This window comes from uncultured Cytophaga sp. (genome assembly GCF_937863595.1).
GTDB lineage: Bacteria > Bacteroidota > Bacteroidia > Cytophagales > Cytophagaceae > Cytophaga.
The window spans coordinates 1-21,035 of the sequence record NZ_CALMGQ010000052.1; the positions used below are offsets into that span (position 1 = coordinate 1).

Annotated in this window: 15 protein-coding genes and 1 pseudogene; 11 read left to right on the forward strand and 5 right to left on the reverse strand. The window is 32.4% G+C overall.

Features of this window, described 5'->3' with window-relative positions; genetic code table 11:
- From Q0543_RS03875 to Q0543_RS03885, 3 genes and pseudogenes are all read left to right on the forward strand, one after another.
- Nucleotides 1-183, forward strand: a pseudogene (locus Q0543_RS03875) (RND transporter); the annotation flags it as partial.
- 148 nt (nucleotides 184-331) lie between these two features.
- Nucleotides 332-1,591, forward strand: a complete 1,260-nt coding sequence (locus tag Q0543_RS03880) for an FtsX-like permease family protein (RefSeq protein ID WP_299249387.1) — start codon at nucleotides 332-334, stop codon at nucleotides 1,589-1,591.
- A gap of 3 nt (nucleotides 1,592-1,594) precedes the next feature.
- Nucleotides 1,595-2,269: an ABC transporter ATP-binding protein gene (locus Q0543_RS03885; protein ID WP_299249390.1), complete on the forward strand. Its 675-nt coding sequence runs from the start codon at nucleotides 1,595-1,597 to the stop codon at nucleotides 2,267-2,269.
- Nucleotides 2,270-2,349: 80 nt separating this feature from the next.
- Here Q0543_RS03885 and Q0543_RS03890 read toward each other — a convergent pair whose 3' ends face one another.
- The 5 genes from Q0543_RS03890 to Q0543_RS03910 form a co-directional block, all read right to left on the reverse strand.
- Nucleotides 2,350-3,366 (reverse strand): hypothetical protein, encoded by a 1,017-nt coding sequence (locus tag Q0543_RS03890; protein WP_299249393.1) that lies wholly within the window; start codon nucleotides 3,364-3,366, stop codon nucleotides 2,350-2,352.
- 138 nt (nucleotides 3,367-3,504) lie between these two features.
- The gene (locus tag Q0543_RS03895; protein ID WP_299249395.1) at nucleotides 3,505-5,829 is read right to left on the reverse strand and encodes a T9SS type A sorting domain-containing protein; all 2,325 of its coding nucleotides are present in this window, start codon (nucleotides 5,827-5,829) and stop codon (nucleotides 3,505-3,507) included.
- 110 nt (nucleotides 5,830-5,939) lie between these two features.
- Entirely contained in the window at nucleotides 5,940-7,175 is a 1,236-nt protein-coding gene (locus Q0543_RS03900) for a TCR/Tet family MFS transporter (RefSeq protein ID WP_299249397.1), read from the reverse strand.
- A gap of 41 nt (nucleotides 7,176-7,216) precedes the next feature.
- Nucleotides 7,217-7,765 (reverse strand): hypothetical protein, encoded by a 549-nt coding sequence (locus Q0543_RS03905; RefSeq protein ID WP_299249400.1) that lies wholly within the window; start codon nucleotides 7,763-7,765, stop codon nucleotides 7,217-7,219.
- A 124-nt stretch (nucleotides 7,766-7,889) separates the two neighbouring features.
- On the reverse strand, nucleotides 7,890-9,062 hold the full coding sequence (locus tag Q0543_RS03910) for a hypothetical protein (protein WP_299249403.1): 1,173 nt from the start codon (nucleotides 9,060-9,062) through the stop codon (nucleotides 7,890-7,892).
- Nucleotides 9,063-9,557: 495 nt separating this feature from the next.
- On the opposite strand from Q0543_RS03910, the gene Q0543_RS03915 reads away from it, so the two are divergent.
- The 8 genes from Q0543_RS03915 to Q0543_RS03950 form a co-directional block, all read left to right on the forward strand.
- Nucleotides 9,558-10,217 (forward strand): RNA polymerase sigma-70 factor, encoded by a 660-nt coding sequence (locus Q0543_RS03915; RefSeq protein ID WP_299249406.1) that lies wholly within the window; start codon nucleotides 9,558-9,560, stop codon nucleotides 10,215-10,217.
- Nucleotides 10,218-10,314: 97 nt separating this feature from the next.
- The gene (locus Q0543_RS03920; RefSeq protein WP_299249409.1) at nucleotides 10,315-10,995 is read left to right on the forward strand and encodes a hypothetical protein; all 681 of its coding nucleotides are present in this window, start codon (nucleotides 10,315-10,317) and stop codon (nucleotides 10,993-10,995) included.
- Nucleotides 10,996-11,154: 159 nt separating this feature from the next.
- The gene (locus tag Q0543_RS03925; RefSeq protein ID WP_299249411.1) at nucleotides 11,155-12,246 is read left to right on the forward strand and encodes a hypothetical protein; all 1,092 of its coding nucleotides are present in this window, start codon (nucleotides 11,155-11,157) and stop codon (nucleotides 12,244-12,246) included.
- Between the two features lie 172 nt (nucleotides 12,247-12,418).
- A complete protein-coding gene (locus Q0543_RS03930) occupies nucleotides 12,419-14,779 on the forward strand; it encodes a TonB-dependent receptor (protein ID WP_299249414.1) in 2,361 nt (786 codons plus the stop codon).
- A 19-nt stretch (nucleotides 14,780-14,798) separates the two neighbouring features.
- Nucleotides 14,799-16,001, forward strand: a complete 1,203-nt coding sequence (locus Q0543_RS03935) for a DUF4374 domain-containing protein (RefSeq protein WP_299249416.1) — start codon at nucleotides 14,799-14,801, stop codon at nucleotides 15,999-16,001.
- Between the two features lie 84 nt (nucleotides 16,002-16,085).
- Entirely contained in the window at nucleotides 16,086-17,291 is a 1,206-nt protein-coding gene (locus Q0543_RS03940; RefSeq protein WP_299249419.1) for a PepSY-associated TM helix domain-containing protein, read from the forward strand.
- Nucleotides 17,292-17,401: 110 nt separating this feature from the next.
- Nucleotides 17,402-19,804 (forward strand): TonB-dependent receptor, encoded by a 2,403-nt coding sequence (locus Q0543_RS03945; protein WP_299249422.1) that lies wholly within the window; start codon nucleotides 17,402-17,404, stop codon nucleotides 19,802-19,804.
- Between the two features lie 426 nt (nucleotides 19,805-20,230).
- Nucleotides 20,231-21,035: 7TM-DISM domain-containing protein (locus tag Q0543_RS03950; RefSeq protein ID WP_299249424.1), on the forward strand; the 805-nt coding region annotated here is incomplete at its 3' end.

The following is a 21,035-nucleotide window of genomic DNA, read 5'->3' on the forward strand; positions in this document are numbered from 1 at the left end:
ACAATGGATAGTTACAAAGGCGAAGTATTTCAAGGGTCAATTATGCGTATTTATCCAATTATGAATGAGAAGTCACGCACCTTTAAAGTAATCGCAAACTTTATAAATGAACCTCCCCTACTGTATCCCAACCTAAGTGTTGAAACGAATATCATAATCAAAACAAAAAAAATGCATTGTTAATTCTTTTTGAATATTTATTAAACGACTCAACGGTGATACTAGAGGACAATAAAAATAAACATATTAAAATAGGATTACGCAACTACACACAGGTTGAAGTTTTGGAAGGCTTAACGGTTAAAGATGTATTGATCAAACCAAAAAGCAAATGAACTACAAACTACTGCTAGAGATTTCCATAGGATTATTACGCGCTAGATTAAAACAGTCTGTAATAGCAGGCGTTGGCGTCATGTTTGGAATTACTATGTTCATAACACTTATAAGTTTTATGAATGGTTTAAACCAAATGTTGGATGGCTTAGTAATAAATCGCACGGCACACATTCGTTTGTACAACGAAATAAAACCATCTACCAATCAACCGATCAATCAATCCAAAATATATAAAAAATCTATAAATTTTATCTCATCCATCAAACCAAAAGATAAAGGAAAAGAAGTTTATAATAGCGAATCGGTCATGCATGCTTTAAAGCAAGACTCCAGAGTACTGGGCATTGCCCCTAAAATAAGTACGCCTGTTTTCTATTCTTCGGGTAAAGTAGATTTTCCTGGATTGATTAATGGAATTGATATCGATGCAGAACAAAAATTGTTTTTTTTAAATGATTATATAATCAAAGGACACCCTGCAGATTTGGGCATCGTCAATAACAGCATCATTTTAGGCAAAGGTGTTGCAGAAAAGCTATTGGTTGATATTGGCGACGTTATGTATGTAACAACTGCCCAAGGTAATATCACAGCCTTAAAGGTTGTTGGATTAATACAATTTGGATTGCTTGAAATAGATAACGCGCAAAGTTATACGTCGATACAAACGGCGCAAAAAATGATGGGAGAATCTAATAATTATATTACAGATATCAATATTAAATTGAAGGATTTAAGTCAAGCTCCTGCGCTAGCTAAAGAGTATTCGAAACAATTTGAACTTGATGCCATAGACATACAAACTGCCAATGCACAATTTGAAACAGGGAGTTCTATACGCAGCATCATCTCTTACACAGTTGGGATTACATTATTGATCGTTGCTGGATTTGGCATTTATAATATCTTAAATATGATGATCTATGAAAAGATGGATTCCATTGCGATTATGAAAGCAACAGGATTCTCTGGTAGAGATGTTAAATATATTTTCATTTTCCTTTCTTTAATTATCGGAATTGCGGGTGGTATATTCGGGTTATTATTTGGTTACATCTTAAGTTCCATCATTGATCAAATACCTTTTGAAACAGCATCCTTACCAACCATTAAAACCTATCCGATCTATTACAATCCTATTTACTATATGATAGGCTTTATCTTTGCGATTGCTACAACTTACATAGCTGGATTATTACCTGCACGAAAAGCGAGTAGTATTGATCCCGTTGAAATCATTAGAGGAAAATAAATTATGTCAGAATTTATTTTAGATGCCCGAAATATTCGTAAAGAATTTAACGATCCAATTAAAATAGAAATCCTCAAGGATTTAAGTTTTAAAGTTCGACATGGAGAGTTTGTTTCTGTAATGGGTAAATCGGGTTGCGGAAAATCTACCTTACTTTACATCCTATCCACGATGGATACAGAGTATCAAGGCCAATTGTATCTAGATGGCAATTTATTGACAGGGAAAAATGACATTCAATTAGCGCGCGTCCGTAACGAACACATTGGATTTGTTTTTCAATTTCATTATTTACTAAATGAATTTTCAATCTTAAAAAATGTAATGATACCGGGTTTGAAACTTGGTAAACTTTCTGCTGAGGAGGTTGAGCACAAAGCCGCGGAACATTTAAACACTTTGGGTATGAAAGATCATATGTTAAAAATGCCTAATCAATTAAGCGGTGGACAAAAACAACGGGTTGCTATTGCACGTGCACTTATAAATGACCCATTAATTATTATGGGTGATGAACCCACTGGAAATTTAGATAAACAAAACAGCAATATGGTATTTGATATTTTTAGAGAATTAACCAAAGATCAAAAACAAACCTTACTCATTGTAACCCACGACCAGGATTTTGCAAATAAAACAGATCGCATTATTGAAATGATGGATGGGCTTATTGTTTGATGAGATTATTGCTATAAAAATCCGCAAAGCCTCTTCTTAATAAATGTATACTTTGCATTTATTAAGAAGAGGCTTTTGCCCTACTGATAACACACAACCATTCCTTTTTTTAATTTAAAATTTAAATCATACAAAGAGATTCTAAAAACACCAGAAGGCTTCTTCCCTTGTCCATCTGCACTTATATATAACCAACCATTCAGCTCGTCTACACTATATAATACATAATCTTCACTGCCAACTATTTTTACATTTTGCCACTTCTTACCATTCTTTGAACCAATCATTAATTCTCCATTAGTACCCGTCACAAATATATAATTTCCAACACGTCGAATATCTACAAATTTAATGCCATCCCCTGTCGTCTGTTTACAAGGCTTCCATTTTATAACATTCATCTTGGAATAATAAATCCCATCTTCTGTTGTAGCGTACATTCTTTTATTTTCTATTGAAAGAATTGCTCTAATATTTAAATTCTTTGGTAGATTCTTATTGCAATCTATCCAATTATCTGAATGCCGATCTTTTTTAAACACACCGCCTCCATACATAGAAACATACAAATCTGTCTTTGTTTTTTCAAAGTCTGAAATATAACCCGCTCCTTGTTTATCCAATGTAGTAGAAGATGTCCATATTTTATTTTTAAAATTATATGTAGAAATCCATCGTGGCCAAGCAGATGAAACAAGTTCAGAATTATATTCAATCATTTCCCAACCAAAATAGACCTTGCTCTTTTCATGTGAAAGCATATCGCTCCATGCATTTTGACCCTTACGAACAAAAATAGAATTTTCATAGACAGAAATATATGTTGAATCATTAAAATCGACTACCGAACGAATCACATTTTCATCTACATCGGATTGAAAATTTACTTGTAAACTATCTGCATTTAGTTTAAATAAATAATATTTACTTCCTAGATAAATGGTAGTGTCATTCACTTTAAATAGCTCTCGGGGTACAAATCGAACATTTGGCACCGACAATTTCAACATTTCCCATTGCGCCGTTTTTGTATTTTTTTGAGCAAAAACAGATGTTATGGAAACAAATATTAATAGATGTGATAAATAAAATTTCATAGGAATAAAACAATAAAATAAAATACGTTGGAATAAATATTATTACAGTAAACATACTGTTACCTAAACAAGTATAAAAAACAAAAAGCCTGTTTGATTAAAAAAAATAATCAAACAGGCGTATCAAAATATTCATTATTATTTCACAACAACTAATTTATTTACTGTTGTTATATCATTTACCACTACACCAACAAAATATATACTTGCAGACAATGTACTTATATCTAATACATTTTCACCTGCTGTAACATCACTTACAAAACAAACCTTTCCATTGTAATCTGTAATAGACAAAGTACCCACACCTATAGATGTAAAATGAATAAACTGTTTTGTAGGATTAGGATAAATACGTAAACTAAGGTCCTTATCTTTTGATAGCACAGCAGTCGTTACTTGATATTCTTTAATTCCTATATCAACAAAACTTCCAACAATTCTTGGTTTCCCATATAAGTCCACTAAGGGATATTGAATGGCATCCGTTGGCGTCAAGCCTTTGTTATAAATAATAGAGTACGCATCATCATACAAATCTGTATATGCTATATTACATTCACTCACAGAATTCATTCCACTTATTTTTTTATTGCTAATATTATTTGAAATGCTAAATGGAGTATTCCCGTTCATAATCATATTTTTAATAACAGTATCTTGCTGGGTATAAACAATACTATTTATTAATCTAAAATCAATGTTTATCTTCCCATAATAGGATGTATCATTTAAAAATGGAATGTTATAATTAGAATTGATATTGGAATTATATACCCATAATTTACCACTGTTGTTGAATACGCTTTTCAAATTGGTAATTGTTAAATTTTTAAATTCACAATTACCTATAAACATATCACCCGCATTATCTACTAAATTCCCAGAAGTAGATATATTATCAATTATATTATTTGCAGCAAACAATGACTGCCCGTTCCAAATACTAAATATCATAGCCCTTCCTGGATTATTTATTGTCTTGGATATACCTGATATATTGCAATTCGTAACCGATAAAATAGAATCTATTTGAAATAAACACTCTCTTTGATTTATACCATTTATAACACAATTATCAAAAGTTACTGCAGGTGTGTAATTACAACTCAACACGTCTCCTCCTTCAAAACCACTAATTAGACAATTACTAAAGTTTGCTTTTCTGCAACTGTAATAGTTACCAACACCTGCTTTATTATTTATTAATTTTAAATTTGCACAAGTTAATTTATTTGCATTTATATGTAAGATATAACTTGAAACGTCACCATCAGAAATAGTAACATCATTAAAATTTACATCACCTTTTGGAGAATAAATATTTATCGGAATAGAACCTCTAACATTTGTTATTGACGTTTTTGATATTGCAACCGATTTAGAAACGCTTAATTCAAAAAGCCCATACTGTGATAATGCAGGGTTGAAAATCTGTGAATTTGTTAAGACAAAATTCTTCATGCCGTAAATACCAAATAAACCTGTTTCATAAGCTCCATCAATCAAACAATTATCCATTTGAAACGTTGCACTATCACCTGTATAATTAAAATAGGACTGGGTAGTTTTACTAAGATTAAATGAACAATTAGAAAAGTTCGCCGACCCCTCATACGAATAGCTAATAGGCATTTGATTGTTATTAAATCCAACTCTATTTAAATCAAGTAATAGTTTATCTTGTAGCGCATTGTTTACAGCTACATTAGAAGAACAATAAAAAATATAACTTGCATTTAAACCTCCATTGTTAGAAAAATTTGCATCCGTAATTCGAATAACAGCCCCATCTTTTCTACCTATAATCGAACCATTTGTTAATTTTGTATTGTCAACAAAACTAGATTGGTCTATAATTACTTCAGAGCCTTTAAATGCACTTATACAAGCCCCATTGGGATTCCCCTCGTTCTGAATAAAAGAGCATTCACTAATAGTAACAATTGCATTTGTATCCGCTACAATTGCTCCATACTCACTATTTCCATTTTCTGCATACTTAGAATAAAATTTTCTAAATAGTATTCCTTGAAAAACAACTGCCGTGTTTTTAATTTGAAACGCAATATTTGAATTATCTGTAAGGTCTATGTTATTGCCAAGTTCTCCTGAAATAATCGTATGTTGGCCATCTACACGTTCTTCCTTCGTTGTTTCTGTACCCATAAAACCACCTACAAATGTTAACGGTTTGGATAGAAAAATAGATTCCGAGCGATTAGAACTCTTGGTTACTGCATAACCTTCAGTCGTAGTTTGTGCAATCCATATTTCCGCATCTGTAGGTGCAGCAGCAACAGCATCAACTAGTTCCGTATATGCATCACTCCATGACAAACCCGTGTTAGCTCCAGTTGCAGCAGCATTTACATATACAATGGTTTGTGCAGAAAGTATTATATTAGACATTAAAAATACCAAGGCAATTATAAGTCCTTTTTTAAAAGTTAAATACATCATAAATTATATTTATTAAAATGAAGAGAGTGATTAAGCGTAATTTATATATTTTAATTATTTTTCATTCCATTATTGAGGCAACATTTTTTCATTTTAAAGTTTAATCATGCTCATAAACCTCTAAAATCTCCGCCCTCATACTTTCTTAATGTTCTTACACACAAATAAACAGCGACTGAAACCATTAAGAATGCAGCAAAGAATGGCGCGCCAGGCAATTTTATCGGCGCATTGATTCCCGTAAAATAAGAGAACAAGTTATTCATCAACAGCGGACCAATAATAGCTGTTACACTCATTAAAGAAGTTAAGGCGCCTTGCAATTCTCCTTGCTCGTTTGCGGGAACTTGTGAGGATGTGATGCCTTGTAAGGACGGACCCGCAATACCTCCCAAGGCATAGGGAATTAAAATCGCAAACATCATCCAACCTTGATTCGCAAATCCAAATAAAAACATGCCAAATGCATTTAAACATAGGCCAATGTAAAGTGCCCACTTTTGCCCAATCTTTGGAATGATGATTCGAATCAAGCCACCTTGTACGATAGCAACCAATAAGCCTACAAAGCCTAAGGAATAACCAACCTTTTCGCTATTCCAACCAAATGTATATTCTGTAAAAAAAGTCCAGTTGGATTGTACTGCATGAGAAGCTATAAAATATAAAAACATAGATACCACTAGACCGGATACAACAGGATATTTTTTTAAATGGAGCAAAGAGCCTATTGGGTTTGCACGCTTCCATTCAAAAGCTCTTCTGTTTTCTTTGGGTAAAGATTCAGGCACAAAGAAATAACCATATAGCACATTCAATAAAGTAAAGCCTGCAGCTACCATAAAGGGTGCACGTGGCCCCCACCAACCGCCAGCCAGTCCGCCTATAACAGGACCGATAATAAATCCAACACCAAATGCTACCCCAACCAAACCAAAATTTTGTGTTCGATTTTCGGGTGTGCTGATATCTGCAATATATGCCGTAGCTGTTGTAAAACTTGCACCACTAATACCCGCCAGAATACGGCCAATAAATAACCATGTAATTGTTGGAGCAAAAGCTGAGAATAAATAATCAAAACCTAAACCAAATAATGAAAATAATAGAATTGGACGTCTTCCGTATTTATCACTCAAGCCACCCAAAATTGGAGAAAAACAAAATTGCATGATGGCATACGCAAACATTAACCAACCACTGTATTTGGCTGCTTCACTTATTCCTTCGCCTGTTAAATCTCTTATCAAATCAGGTATTACAGGAATAATAATTCCAATCCCTATGATATCGATAAGTAATGTGACAAATATAAAACCGAGAGCGACTGATTTATTATTGGACATAAAAATATGTTTGCTATTATTATTCTAAATTAAATCTAAGATCAAAAACCAATTTGCCAAATCAATTTGATTCCAATGGAATTATCAATTCTAATTTTAGAATTATAGTTTATGTCGAATGAATAAAATGGATAAATATTTAAATAGGATCCTAATTCTGAAAAGTTAAATAATGTGTATTTGAATCTTGGAGATAATCGCAACATTGGATAATAATTTACTTCTGCTTTCTTAAAACCAAATCCTGTTTCAAAAGAGAAATGCTCCAAATAATATTTAGACCATTTAAATCTATCCGTAGTTTTATGAGGTATATTCGTTCTTAAAACAAAATTGTAAGAAGCTCCAATTTTATAGATTTCGCCTAGCTTTGTATCTAACCATAATAAGTATGTCATAGGCTCATATGTTATTGGACAACACCCTGTTTTTTTATAAGAAATACCCAATTCATATTTTGTAATAATATCATTTTGTGTGATGGCATTTTCAAGTCCAATTCCCATACCTGCAGAACAATATAGTTTTCTGTACCATCCCCACATTTCAAAACTGGGAATTGCAACAGTAGTGTCCTTAGTTTGAGCCACAGTAGTATAGTAGGGTGCAAAAAACAGGATACAAAAAAACATTTTCATAATTAACACCATAAATTAATCAAATGCGCATTCATTTAAGACTCCACTTTTGCAATTAAAATTTAAATCCAACACCTTATTCAATCACCTTCATTGGATAAAACGGTTTTGTTTGATCAAAGATGTATTTATACGTAATGTGTATTTTTCGAACTTTACCTCCCACTGCTTCCGCCACTTTAATCATCTTTGGATTAAAATTGCCAACCCAATTCATTTCAAATTCAGTGTAGCGCGTCATTGGCTGTACTACTAAAGAAGCAGCTTTAACGATAGCGCCTTCTAATCCTCTCCCTTGAAATTCGGGCACTACACCAAATACAACACCAAACATCTTTTTACATGTGCCTGTGTGTTTGTGGTACAAAAATTTAAGCTTCGCAATAATATCCCACTTACCTTTTAGCTTTCCATTTAAGTGTTTGAAAATTTGATTCAATTCCGGAATCATGATGAAGAAACCTATCGGCTCCTCATTATAATAGGCAAACCAAACAATTTCTTCATCCAAAATAGGCTTTAACTGATTCATCATGGCCATTGCTTGTGCCTTAGGCATTTCACGCACACCCGCATGTTTTGTCCATGCTTTATTATAAACCGTCCTGAAATCTTCGGCGTATTTTTCAAGCCTATTTTTTTCCATGTGCTTAAATAAATACGCAGGATCACGTGCTAAGCGATCGGCTTTCTCTTGATAAATCGGAGGCAGATCTCCTTTTACAAAACGATGAAAGGTGTATTGTTGGTAGTATTCTTTAAAGCCGTAATTCTCAAATAAAGGTTTGTAATAAGCCAAATGATACGGCATTCCGTAGACAGGCTCATAGAAACCCTCAACTAACAAACCCCACCAATTTAAGCGTTCGCCAAAATTAATCGGGCCCTCCATGGCTTCCATACCACGTTCCATAAGCCAGGACTTTGCTGTATCAAACAAAAAGTTTGCTGCCGCTTGGTCGTCGATGCATTCAAAAAATCCACAGCCTCCTGTTTTGTATTCAGAGGATTTTGCTGTTTTATTATCGATAAATGCCGCAATGCGTCCAATTACTTTATTATCATCGCTGTATAATAACCACCGTATTGCTTCTCCATGACGGAAATATTTATTTACTTCTTTATCGAAAATACCTTCTATATCTGTATCCAAAGGGCGAATCCAATTTTTTTCGCTTTTATATAGTCCTACAGGTAATTCTAAAAAAGCTTTTTTCTGAGCCTTATCTTTAATTTCAACAACTTTCATAGCATTAAAAATACGCATAAATGAGCAGTTAGAAAAATTAGGGTTCCGAATGAACACACTATGCTCAAGTCATTCTTTTTACAAAATCTGAAGGAACCAGATCAAATGTAGATCAACGAGACAGCCAATACCTTACTGTAATTTTGGTATTTAAACATCAAAATCACATTATTTTTACACTTAAATTATTCCATATTAAAAAATTAAAACATTAGTATTTAACAATTACCCATCATTAAGGCTGACCTTACAACTATTTTTAATTAGGCTAAATAATCATAATGTTGACTCAACAAATGATTAAGAACTACTAAAAATCTCTCTTAATCACTCCAGTAAAAATTGAGCGGCCATACCAATCAACCTATTGGAATTCTTCAAATACTAGAAATCACCAACCATTGCTAAAAAGCAATTATTTAGACTTTGTATAAAAACACAGATTTAACATAATTTTAATATACATTCCACACCTGATTTTCAATAAAATACATCTTGAATAAATCTTATAGAGGTATTTTATTTTTAATTAGTCTAAATAGTTGTAGTTTTGAACTTCCATTTGAATATAAAGCAGTAGGGATCACGAATTCTACAACGTTGAAAAAACAAGACCTATATACAACTCCAAAGCCTATTTTACCAACCTTTTCGGATGTAAAATCCTTTGAGGATATATATAATACGTATTGGTCTAAGGTTTATGCAACATGTTACAATACAATCAAAGAGCGGGAAGTTGCACAAGAAATGGTTCAGGACATATTTAAATCACTGTGGGAAAGAAAAGATGAACTCGAAATCAAAACCTCAGTAGAAAATTATTTAGTGCGATCCGCAAAATTTAAAGTATTTGAATACATTCGAAATAAAACAACACAAAAAAAGCATTTAGCTTGTGCGCTTGAAGATTATTGTTCCGTATCAAATTGTACAGAAAATGAAATCTTGTATGAAAATCTAACAGAAAAGGTGGGTTTACTTGTTGACCGTCTACCGTGCCAATGCAGAAACGTATATAATATGAGCCGTACAGATGCCTTAACCAATAAAGAAATTTCTTCTAGATTATTAATATCAGAAAGAGCGGTAGAACAACATATAACAAAAGCACTCCGTTTTTTAAGGGAAAACCTTCAAGAATATCGTTCTTAATTTGTCATTTTTATTTTTTTTCCGACCTACGGTATCAAGCCTAGTTATACTACTTTAATAAAAAAAGCCTAAATTGGGGCTTGTCAAACGCATTCGTATGGAAGTCACAAAAAGGCTTATTGAAAAATATCACCTAGATCTTTGTTCCACAGCAGAACGAAAAGCTGTAGAAGAATGGCTTATGAACGACATACTAGATGCTGAAATAGATACAGAATCCGCACATTTCACTTTAGAAAATAAAAGAGAAATATGGAGTAACATTTCTGAAATATTTCCGCAGAAACAAAAAGAGCTTTCTACTCACCATATTTTCAATTATTTACTATCCCCTTCATTCATTGGCGTAGCAGCTACAGCAATTGGCCTTGTAACGTGTTTATTTCTATGGAATTCAGATTCTCAAAAAAAACTTCCGAATAACAATTTTGTTAAAATCGAATCAAATAAAATAATTCAAACGGAATCATTAAACATAACATTGGGTCAAAAAAGCAAAGCAAATGTTTCTGCTTCAAACCCGACGCAAAACAAAACGATTGAGTTTTGTGGAGCAATTCTCATCCACCCAAAACAAGATGTAATACTTACTCTTAATGGAACTTGTGCGCCCCCTTTAGATACGAGTGAAACGATTCATTTTAAAAAAGGACAAACATATATAGCTGTTAATTATCATTTTAAAAATAAAAATGAATTAATTATTGTAGATGAACGAAATATTTCAAACTTACCCCCCATTCTTCATAAAGAAATATCGAAACAATTCAATATATAATTACATATATTTCGACGTAACGTATTTAATAATTATTTTATAATGATTCATAAAATCAACGCTCTTAAATATCTTTTCTTTTTTTCAACACTTCTATTCGCCTTTACAAATTGTACGGATATTTCAAGAAATCCAACTAAGAATTACAGTTTACTAATAATGACTCAAGATGCAAATGAGTACTTAATTCAAACAAATTCTCTACAAAATGGAGTTATCAATCCAGTAAAAGATGGCATTCTACTTAATCCAAAAGAGATAGGACGCGATCTCATTATAAAAGATGGTTATTATTATTATCTAAATAAAAAAAATGGAATATTTTTCAAATATGCATTAACTGCTGGCAAAACCTTTCAAAAAATCGACTCCGTTAGTCTTCCTAATTTTTATGAAAACAATTATAGCTGGATTGGAAATGATACCTTACTCTTATTAGGTATTGACAGAGAAGATACCCTTGTTAAATACGCGAAGATCAATGTGCATACATGTATGCTTAATCAAGGCACACTATCTATTCAAAAACCTTTTAACGCATACAATTCTATTTCAATTGGCTTTTCGAATTTAAAAAAAGACAAACTATACATTGGGTATACCTACCATACTACAACAGCTGAAAGCTACGTCACGGGTGACACCGTTTATGTTTCAGTATTGAACTATGCCACCATGCAGGTATTAAACACCATTAAAGATACGCGCTCAGTATATCCGGGAAGTCAGAATTTAATTGAACCCGCCTCTTTTAAAACCGAATCCGGTGATTTTTATTATTTAACGTGCCCTGGAGTCGCATTGGGGAATAAGGTTGAAAAACCAACAGCTATTTTCAGAATTAAAAATGACAGCGAAATACTTGACAGTCTTTATATGTTCAATATTTCAACCTCCTCCATAAATAACCATGCCTACAGTATGTATTATTTGGGAAAAAATAAAGCACTCATACGAAGTGAACGAAAAGATTTATACAAAGATTGGAATGAACATTGGAAAGTAGCACACTATGAATTCTTTGTGATTGATTTGCAAAAACAAACAGTAGAAAAACTTAATCTTCCAATGGATAAAGGTACACGAAGACAATGTGTAATTATTGAGGAAAATATAGCATATATATCAGTTAACTCCAGCACAGAAGGTAATTATATATGGATGTACAATACAAATACAGGCAGTTTAACAAAAGGGCTGAAACTTACTGACAATGCAAATTTTATTTTACGCCTAGACCCCATGAACTAAAAGATTTGCGCCTAATTATAAATGCACTAATTATCGCTTTGTTCAATAAAAGGATTTTTTGAAAATTTATTTTTCATTTTCTGTAAACCAACCTTCGGTTACTAGGTAGGATATGCTACTTACTATATAAAGGGTTTTATACCCGAATGTATAACAGCATATTTCAATTACAATGTATTTTCTTAGAACATTATTAATTAGCACTTTTTGCATAGCTTCAATAAGCTCTTATTCTCAATCAAATACAAGTATTTATGGAAATGTAAGTTCCGATAATGAAGGTCCCTTGGTTGGCGTTATTATCGAATTGAAAAACACTCAAAAAGGAGCTCAATCCGATGTGGATGGAAACTATTCAATTACAGATATTACCCCTGGCTCCTACATACTCATTTTTAATTCCTTCGGCTATTCTAAAGACTCCATTCATATTCATCTAAAACAGGGTGAAAACTTATTGGTTAATAAAAAATTATCGGTTGACACAACATCTCAAAATGAAGTTGTAATAACAGCTAAAACGGATGTTGAAGAGTTAAAAGAATCTGGTTTTTCTGTAAACTCCATCGATACAAAACAATATGCGAATACAACTACCGATTTGAATCAAGTATTAAATAGAAGTGCTGGAGTAAAAGTAAGAGAAAGTGGTGGAACAGGATCGGATTATAATTTCTCAATCAATGGCTTGTCTGGTAAATCCATTAAATATTTTGTAGACGGCATCCCAATGGATGTAATGGGTGGCACAATGACATTAAATAACATACCTGTGAATCTTGCAGAACGCATTGATGTATATAAAGGAGTTGTACCTGTTAGTCTTGGAGCAGATGCTATGGGTGGTGCAGTAAACATGATTACGAACCAAAAAATTAAACGCTATTGGGATGCCAGCTACAGTTATGGTTCATTTAATACACACAAGGCTGCATTAAGTGGGCAATATACATTTGATAAAACAGGATTGGTTATACGCACCAACATGTTCTATAACTTTTCAAAAAACAATTACCTCATGAAAGGAGTAGAAGTTTGGGATGCAAGCAATCAAGAATATATAAAAAGAGATTTCAAACGCTTTCACGACAACTATCAATCTGCATTAGGACAATTGGAACTAGGGTTCACTAATAAAAAATGGGCAGATCTATTTTTTATTATTGGTTCTTATTCAAAAACAAACCAAGATATACAAACAGGTGTTCGCCAAGAAATCGTTTATGGTGGTGTAACAAGAAATGGTTATGCTTACAATACTTCAATGCGTTGGAAAAAAGATAGTTTTTTACTAAAAAAACTTAATGCAAATGCGTTTATTTCAAAAACTTTTGATACATACGTATTAAACGACACGTCCTCATATAGATATGCTTGGGATGGAAGTAGAACAATTAGTGGGCATGCTGAACAAGGCGGAGATAAAGCACTAACCCATATTACCCGTCCAAAAATATATGGAAGAATTAACCTGAGCTATGCTTTAAACGACAACAATTCATTTAATGTAAACTACACTTTTGATCGAATTAAAAATCAAAATTACAACGAACTAGAAACAGACAAAGACTATAATCCAGGTTTAATAGTAAAGCATATTTTAGGTATTGCGTATCAACAACAATTGATTCATAAAAAACTTACCAACACATACTTTGGAAAGTATTATGGACTTGGAACTGCTATGCCATCTGCAATAAACACAAATGGTACAACTTCTGATGTAAAAGATTTTATTTCAAACTATGGCTATGGTATCGCAACACGTTTCAAATTCACCAAAGATATTGGCATTAAAGCATCATTTGAACATGCATATAGATTGCAAGAAGTCGGTGAATTGTTTGGTAATGGCTATACTACCGTTGCAAATGCTGATTTAAAACCTGAAAAAAGTAACAATATCAACGCAGGTTTATACTATGGTAAAAAAATAGGTAAACATAACTTTTTTATTGAAGGTGGCGCATTTTATAGAAATGCACAAGACTTTATCTATCAAGTTATTTATGCAACATATATAAATGTAAGTAAGTATGAAAATACAAGCAACGTTCTTGTTAAAGGACTTGAAGGAGAAGTTCGTTATAACTTCAGCGATTTACTAAATTTTTCAGTAAATGCGAGCTATCAAAATGCGACAAATAACACGCAATATGTTTTAAATTCAAAAGCGCTTGATGCAACGTATACCAATAAAATTCCCAATCAGCCATGGGTATTTGGGAATGCTGATTTAGGAATTGGAAAAAATAATTTAATTGGCAAAGATTCCCGTTTACAATTAAACTGGAATATACAATATGTACATTGGTATTTTTTAACCTGGGAAGCATATGGGGCAAAAGATGCCAAGAATAAAATACCTTCCCAAATGATTCACAATACAAGCCTATCGTATTCTTATAAAAAAGGGAAATATAATATCGCTTTAGAATGCAGAAATATAACAGATGCCTTAGCATATGATAATTTTAGATTGCAAAAACCAGGACGTTCATTTTCAATTAAATTAAGATACCACTTCCAATAAAATAAATAAATAAATAAATATGAAAAAAATAAATAAATGCATATCATTTGCTTTCATGGCATTGATTTTCACAACAGGAGTTTCATCTTGCAAAAAAAAGAATGATGAACCAACATTAGTAACATCTGGCAAATACGGAATATGGCTTCAGGTTGGTAGCTATCCAAATACAAACCCATACGTATTGAGTGCACAATCGCTTACTCAAGGCTCCGTAAGTTTAAAAGGAAATGGATCTGAAGTAACAGGAGTAGCGGATTATGGTATCATACCAGGTGGAGAATACTATTATTATTACAATGAACCTATTAGTAAGTTTTCAAAATTTAAATTAGAAAACAGCAAACTAATTGTAATAAAAGAAGTACAGTTAACACATTTAGCCTCTACTAATACATTTGTATGGGTAGATAAAAATACACTTGTAATGTTTGGCTTAAATGCAGATGCCAGCAAAGTATTATACTCAAAAGTAAATGTAAATACATTGGATATTATTAATGGTGAATTAGCTCTAGATCCATTACCAACAGGTACATCAAAATACAACACAGGAAGCGCAGAGTATTCAAATGGAAAATTCTTTTTAGGATTAACCTATGCTGCAGCTAAGTGGAGCGATCCTTCAGATCCTAATTTCCATGTAGCAGTTCTTAACTCAGACTTCACGTTAAACAAAACACTTAGTGACAATCGTTCAGTTGGTGCAGGCCAATCTAAATTATGGATGCAAGGAAGTTTTGTTGACGAAAGTGGAGATACGTATTTACTTACAAGCCCAACATGGATCAATGGCGGCACATCACCTTCTGCAATCTACCGTATTAAAAGCGGTGAAACAGAGTTTGATAATTCTTATTTCTTTAATACAAATAGTTCTTCCATTGGCTACACCTGCGAGGCAATGTGGTATGTAGGAAACGGCATTGCAATTATACGTTATGTAAATACTACGATTACAACTTCAACTCACAACACACAGTTTGCAGCTATCAATGTCGCAGATGGAACTGTACGTAAAATTCTTTCAGATTTACCAAACGATACAGAAGGTGGGTTAGAAAGTATTGCAGTAGAAGATGGCAAAGCATATATACTAGTAAACTCTGAAACAGGCAAAGATTATATATGGGAATACAACCCAACAACAAACGATGTAAAGCCAGGTTTAGAGATATCTGGAGGTTATGATTACTTATTACGTGTTGATGTATTAAAATAATTCTATTCAGAACGATCGATAGAAATATATTTCTTCCTATTTCTATCGATCGTTTTATTTAACAAACAATCCACTCATTTTACTATGAAAACAGACAAGCATTCTACACCTAAAAATGTGCAAACAAGAAGCTTTAAAAAAGCAATTGGTTGGTTGCATTTGTGGCTAGGGTTAATCTCTGGCAGTATCATGTTTATTGTTTGCATTACAGGTTGCATTTGGGTATTTCAGGAAGAAATAACAAATTTACTTCAGCCTTGGAATAATGTTGCTTCAGAAAACAAATCTTTTTTACTTCCTTCACAAGTAAATGCTATTACAGCAAAAGAATTTCCTAAAAAGGAAATTCATGGATTTAACTATCAAGATGGAAAGGCACTTCATGTACATATTTCACATGAAGATGAATATAACTATTCGTTGTACTTAAATCCATATAGTGGTGCTATTGTTCAAACTGTCAAGCATGAAAAAGATGAATTTGATTTCTTTAGATTTATTTTAAATGGACATCGTTTTTTATGGCTTCCATGGAAAGTAGGAAGGCAAATAATAAATTATGCAACACTCACATTTGTTTTACTCCTTGTATCGGGCATTATTTTATGGTGGCCAAAAAATAAATCAGCAGCGAAACAACGGTTTTCATTTAAGTGGAAAGATACGACTAAATGGAAACGGAAAAATTACGATTTACATAATATCTTAGGATTTTATGCTATGATTTTTTTATTGCTTATTGCCCTAACGGGGATGCAATGGGGGTTAAAATGGTTTAATCACTCCTTATACTTTATGGCTTCGGGTGGGGAAACAAAAACAGAGCGCATGCATCCTCATTCCGATTCATTACGAATTCCTTCAAATTTCATTTTATCAAATTCCTTAGACAAGGCCTGGGCGAAGGTTATCGCAGAACATCCAGCCCCCTTAAATATTTATATGGACTATCCACATGAAGATGAGTTAGGGTCTACAATTGGTTTTTTCGTTACTCCAAAAAAAATCGGTGGCTTCCAATACGATTTATATGACTTTGACCAATTTTCATTGAAAAATGTTTCGATAAAAAAATCAGATAAATACATAGACGCTAAAGTTGTTGATATCATGGAACGTATGTACTATGGTATCCATGTGGGAGAAATTTTAGGATTTCCAGGAAAATGTATCGCTTTTATTGCAAGCTTAACGGGAGCTACGCTACCCATCACAGGTGTTTATATTTGGTGGGGACGAAGAAAAAAAGAAAAGAAAGGTAAAAGCAAAGAGGCAAAAATACTTATTTAAAAAGAGAGGCTAAATCAAAAAACTCTCATCCCTTCTGAAAATAATTCTATTGTTTAAGATTTCGATTCATCCATTTACTGAATCGAATATTGTATTTCACACTTCATCTTATGTATACGTTAAAATCAGGTATCGTAGCTGTAATATTATGCTTAATAGGTACAAACGTTTCTATTGCTCAACAGAATAAATCTAGCATTCGAGGATTTGTAAAAGATGATAATGAATTAAAAGTAGAATTTGCTAATGTGATTCTCTTTAATCTCTTAGACTCATCATTTGTTATGGGATGTGTATCAGACACGAGTGGTTATTTTGATTTAGAATCAATATCATTGGGTAATTATTATTTTAAAGTAGTGTCATCAGGATATCATGATTACACCTCTCCTCCGCTTTCAATACATACACAAAATTCAACACTGTATGAAGATGTAACGCTTCACATCAACGAAAGTATAAAAGAGATTGTCATACGAGCACAAAATTCAAACATCCGTCAAGAGGCTGGAATAACAATTATTGATGTTGAGGCTGGAATTTTAAACTCGGGCCTAAGTGCGGCAGATGTTTTGCAACGATCACCAGGTGCGGCAATAGACAAAGATGGTATTGTATCATTAAAAGGAAAAAATGGTGTGCTTGTTTTATTAGATGGAAAGCCCTTATATATGGATGAAGCGCAAGTTGGTGCATTACTCAAATCCCTACCAGCGGACCAAATTAAAGAAATCGAAATCATTACAAGCCCTTCCGCAAAATATGATGCAGCAGGTAATGCGGGTATCATAAACATTAAATTAAAAAAAGGTGCTTACGAAGGATTAAATGGATCTGTCAATGGCTCTTTAGGTAAAGGTATATATCCTAAATCCCGTATTGGAATTAATGCAACTTATAAAAAGAAACGTTTAACCTTGAGTGGCGGATATCAATACAGTTTTAAAAAAGATTTACAACGTTCATCTATAAATAGAGCATACACCTCCTATCAAGATTCTTCTTTTTATACCTATACAGAATATGCAAATCCTTCCAACACACAAAATTTATTGCTGAATGGGAGTTATGATGTTGGCTCTAAGGGTTTAATAACGTGGGATGGAACACTTTTACAACAATCCTTTGTGTCCAAAGGAAATAGCAGTTCAAGATTAAATGCACCCAATGGAAATCTATCATCATATTTCTTAACCAACGACAAGTCTACTGGTACTTATTATAATATCAATACTAGTATTGGGTACAAGCATTCAATAGACACTATTGGTACAGAATTATTCATTGAAACAGAATACAAAAAAAATGCCCGCACATCTAATCAAATATTTACAACCGACTACTACGACGGCTTAGGAAATAAATCCATCCCCTCAACAACATATGAATCATCCATCCCTGCAGAAATATCACAATGGGGAGGTAAAATTGATTTTACAAAAACGCTATTCTATCATATTAAAATGGAATCTGGTTTAAAATACACAAGCATTGAAACCAATTCCAATGTGTCTAATACGTTTGTTCAAAAAAATAATTTTGTATATACTGAAAATATTAAAGCAGCATACATACTTCTTAATAAGGAAATATCTAAATGGAAACTCTCTGGTGGAATCCGTTTAGAACAAACGAACAATAAAGGGAATCAAAAAAGCAATGATAGTACTTTTAAAAGAAATTACACAAACCTATTTCCAAGTGCTACAATTTCGTATCAAGCATCCAAAAAAACATCCTATACATTTCTGTATTCAAAAAGAATAAAACGGCCCTCTTATCAAGATTTAAACCCATTTGTATATTATAGTGATCCATATAATTATTATGCAGGAAACCCCTATTTGTTGCCACAGTATACGCACAATGGAGAATTAACCACATCTAGATTTAATGGAATATTTTTGGCTACGATTAATTATTCATACACCACACAACCAATTTCTGATATTTGGATTATTGATCCCAAATCACTTACAACAGCATATACGACAAGCAATATGGATCATCAACAAAATTTAGGTCTATCATTCTCAGTAAATAAAACTGTACGTAATTGGTGGACCATGAATAATTATTTATATGTATACAACAATTCGCTTACAGGAAATGTTGGTTACGGCACTACAACTGTTAGCAAAACTGCATGGATGTTAAATGCAACTCAAACATTTAAATTACCTAAAAATATTTCGGCAGAAGTGTCATTTAATTATGAATCCCCTAACTATTACGGAACAATATTTTACAGAGAAATTTGGCAATTATCTGCTGGGGTTCAAAAGAAATTTATGCAAGATAATCTTTCGGTAAAACTTGCTGTAACGGATGTATTTTGGAAATATCACTATTCAGGAGAAGGCACTTTTGGAAATACAAAAGCTACCGATAATTACAAATGGGACAATCGCGTTCTGACACTATCTATTAACTATCGTTTTGGAAAAAACACAATGAACATAAATAATCCAGAAAAAAATTCAATAATAGAAAAAAATATTCAAACAAAATAAACGAGATGACATTAAAGAAATAGAAAATCCTTTTAATAAATTATAAGTCAATGTCGTTTCTTTAAGCATACTAATAGCATAAATGAGCTATTGTTGGTATTTCTCCCAGTTGAAATCAATTATAATGAATAAATTTGTGGCGGAGCACCAACAAACAGATCGCAATTGTTGATACTCCTCCTAGTTTTTATGCATTCAAAATAACATTGAGTAAGCATAAATACCAACTATAGCAATAGACAGTGCTTAAGGAAACAACATTGATATGCATATATTCGTCATTTTTAAAAAAAATTTAGTTTCTAATTCTCCCCAAAATCCTGTATTTTAGCAGATTCAACATATTGAATATAGATATATATTCGCAATTAATCCATGTATTTTAATATTATAGAAATAGTATATAAAAAGTTCTTTTCCCCAAGTATGCTAGTTAGTATATTTCTATTTAGCATTTGTACGCATAGTTTTTCAAAACCTGCAACGATTATTCTTAATGACCAAAAGCAAGAATATTTTGTCGTTCGAAAATATGCTGAGTACTATGAAGACAAGGAAAAAAATAAAAAAATTGAAGATATTATTTCAAATGTTCCATTCGAAATAATATCGGATAACAAGATAGATTTTACGAATAAAAATATCAATTCTGCATATTGGTTGCATTTTTATGTATTAAATAATACGACAGATCTAACAGACTTTATTATTGAAATGTATGATTATGACATCAATGAAATAAACATCTATACCAAAACAAAAAATGGCACATTCAGTGAAAGAAAATCAGGTTTAGATCTCCCCTTTCAAACCAGAGATTTTGAACATAAAAACATCTGTTTCAAATTGCCAATTACATTAAAAGACACGACGGAAGTATATATGCGTCTGTATTCAACAACATTAAATGTATTTGAACCCGTAATTAAAACCCAGGAATATTTCTATGCTTATAGTTTAAAAGAATACGTTTTACTCGGCGTTTTTTACGGTTTTATGGCATTAATTATTTTATACAACTTCATATCATTTTTAATTTTACGCATTCGATATTACATATACTATGTGATCTATACCATTGGTATTTCAATTTACCTGATGAGTAAAAATGGCACAGGCTTTCAATACTTATGGCCAAACAACCCAAATCTTAATGTTCATATTGATACGCTTAGTATTGCAGTCAGTATTATTTTTCTATCATTTTTTACGATGGAATTTCTTCAAATAA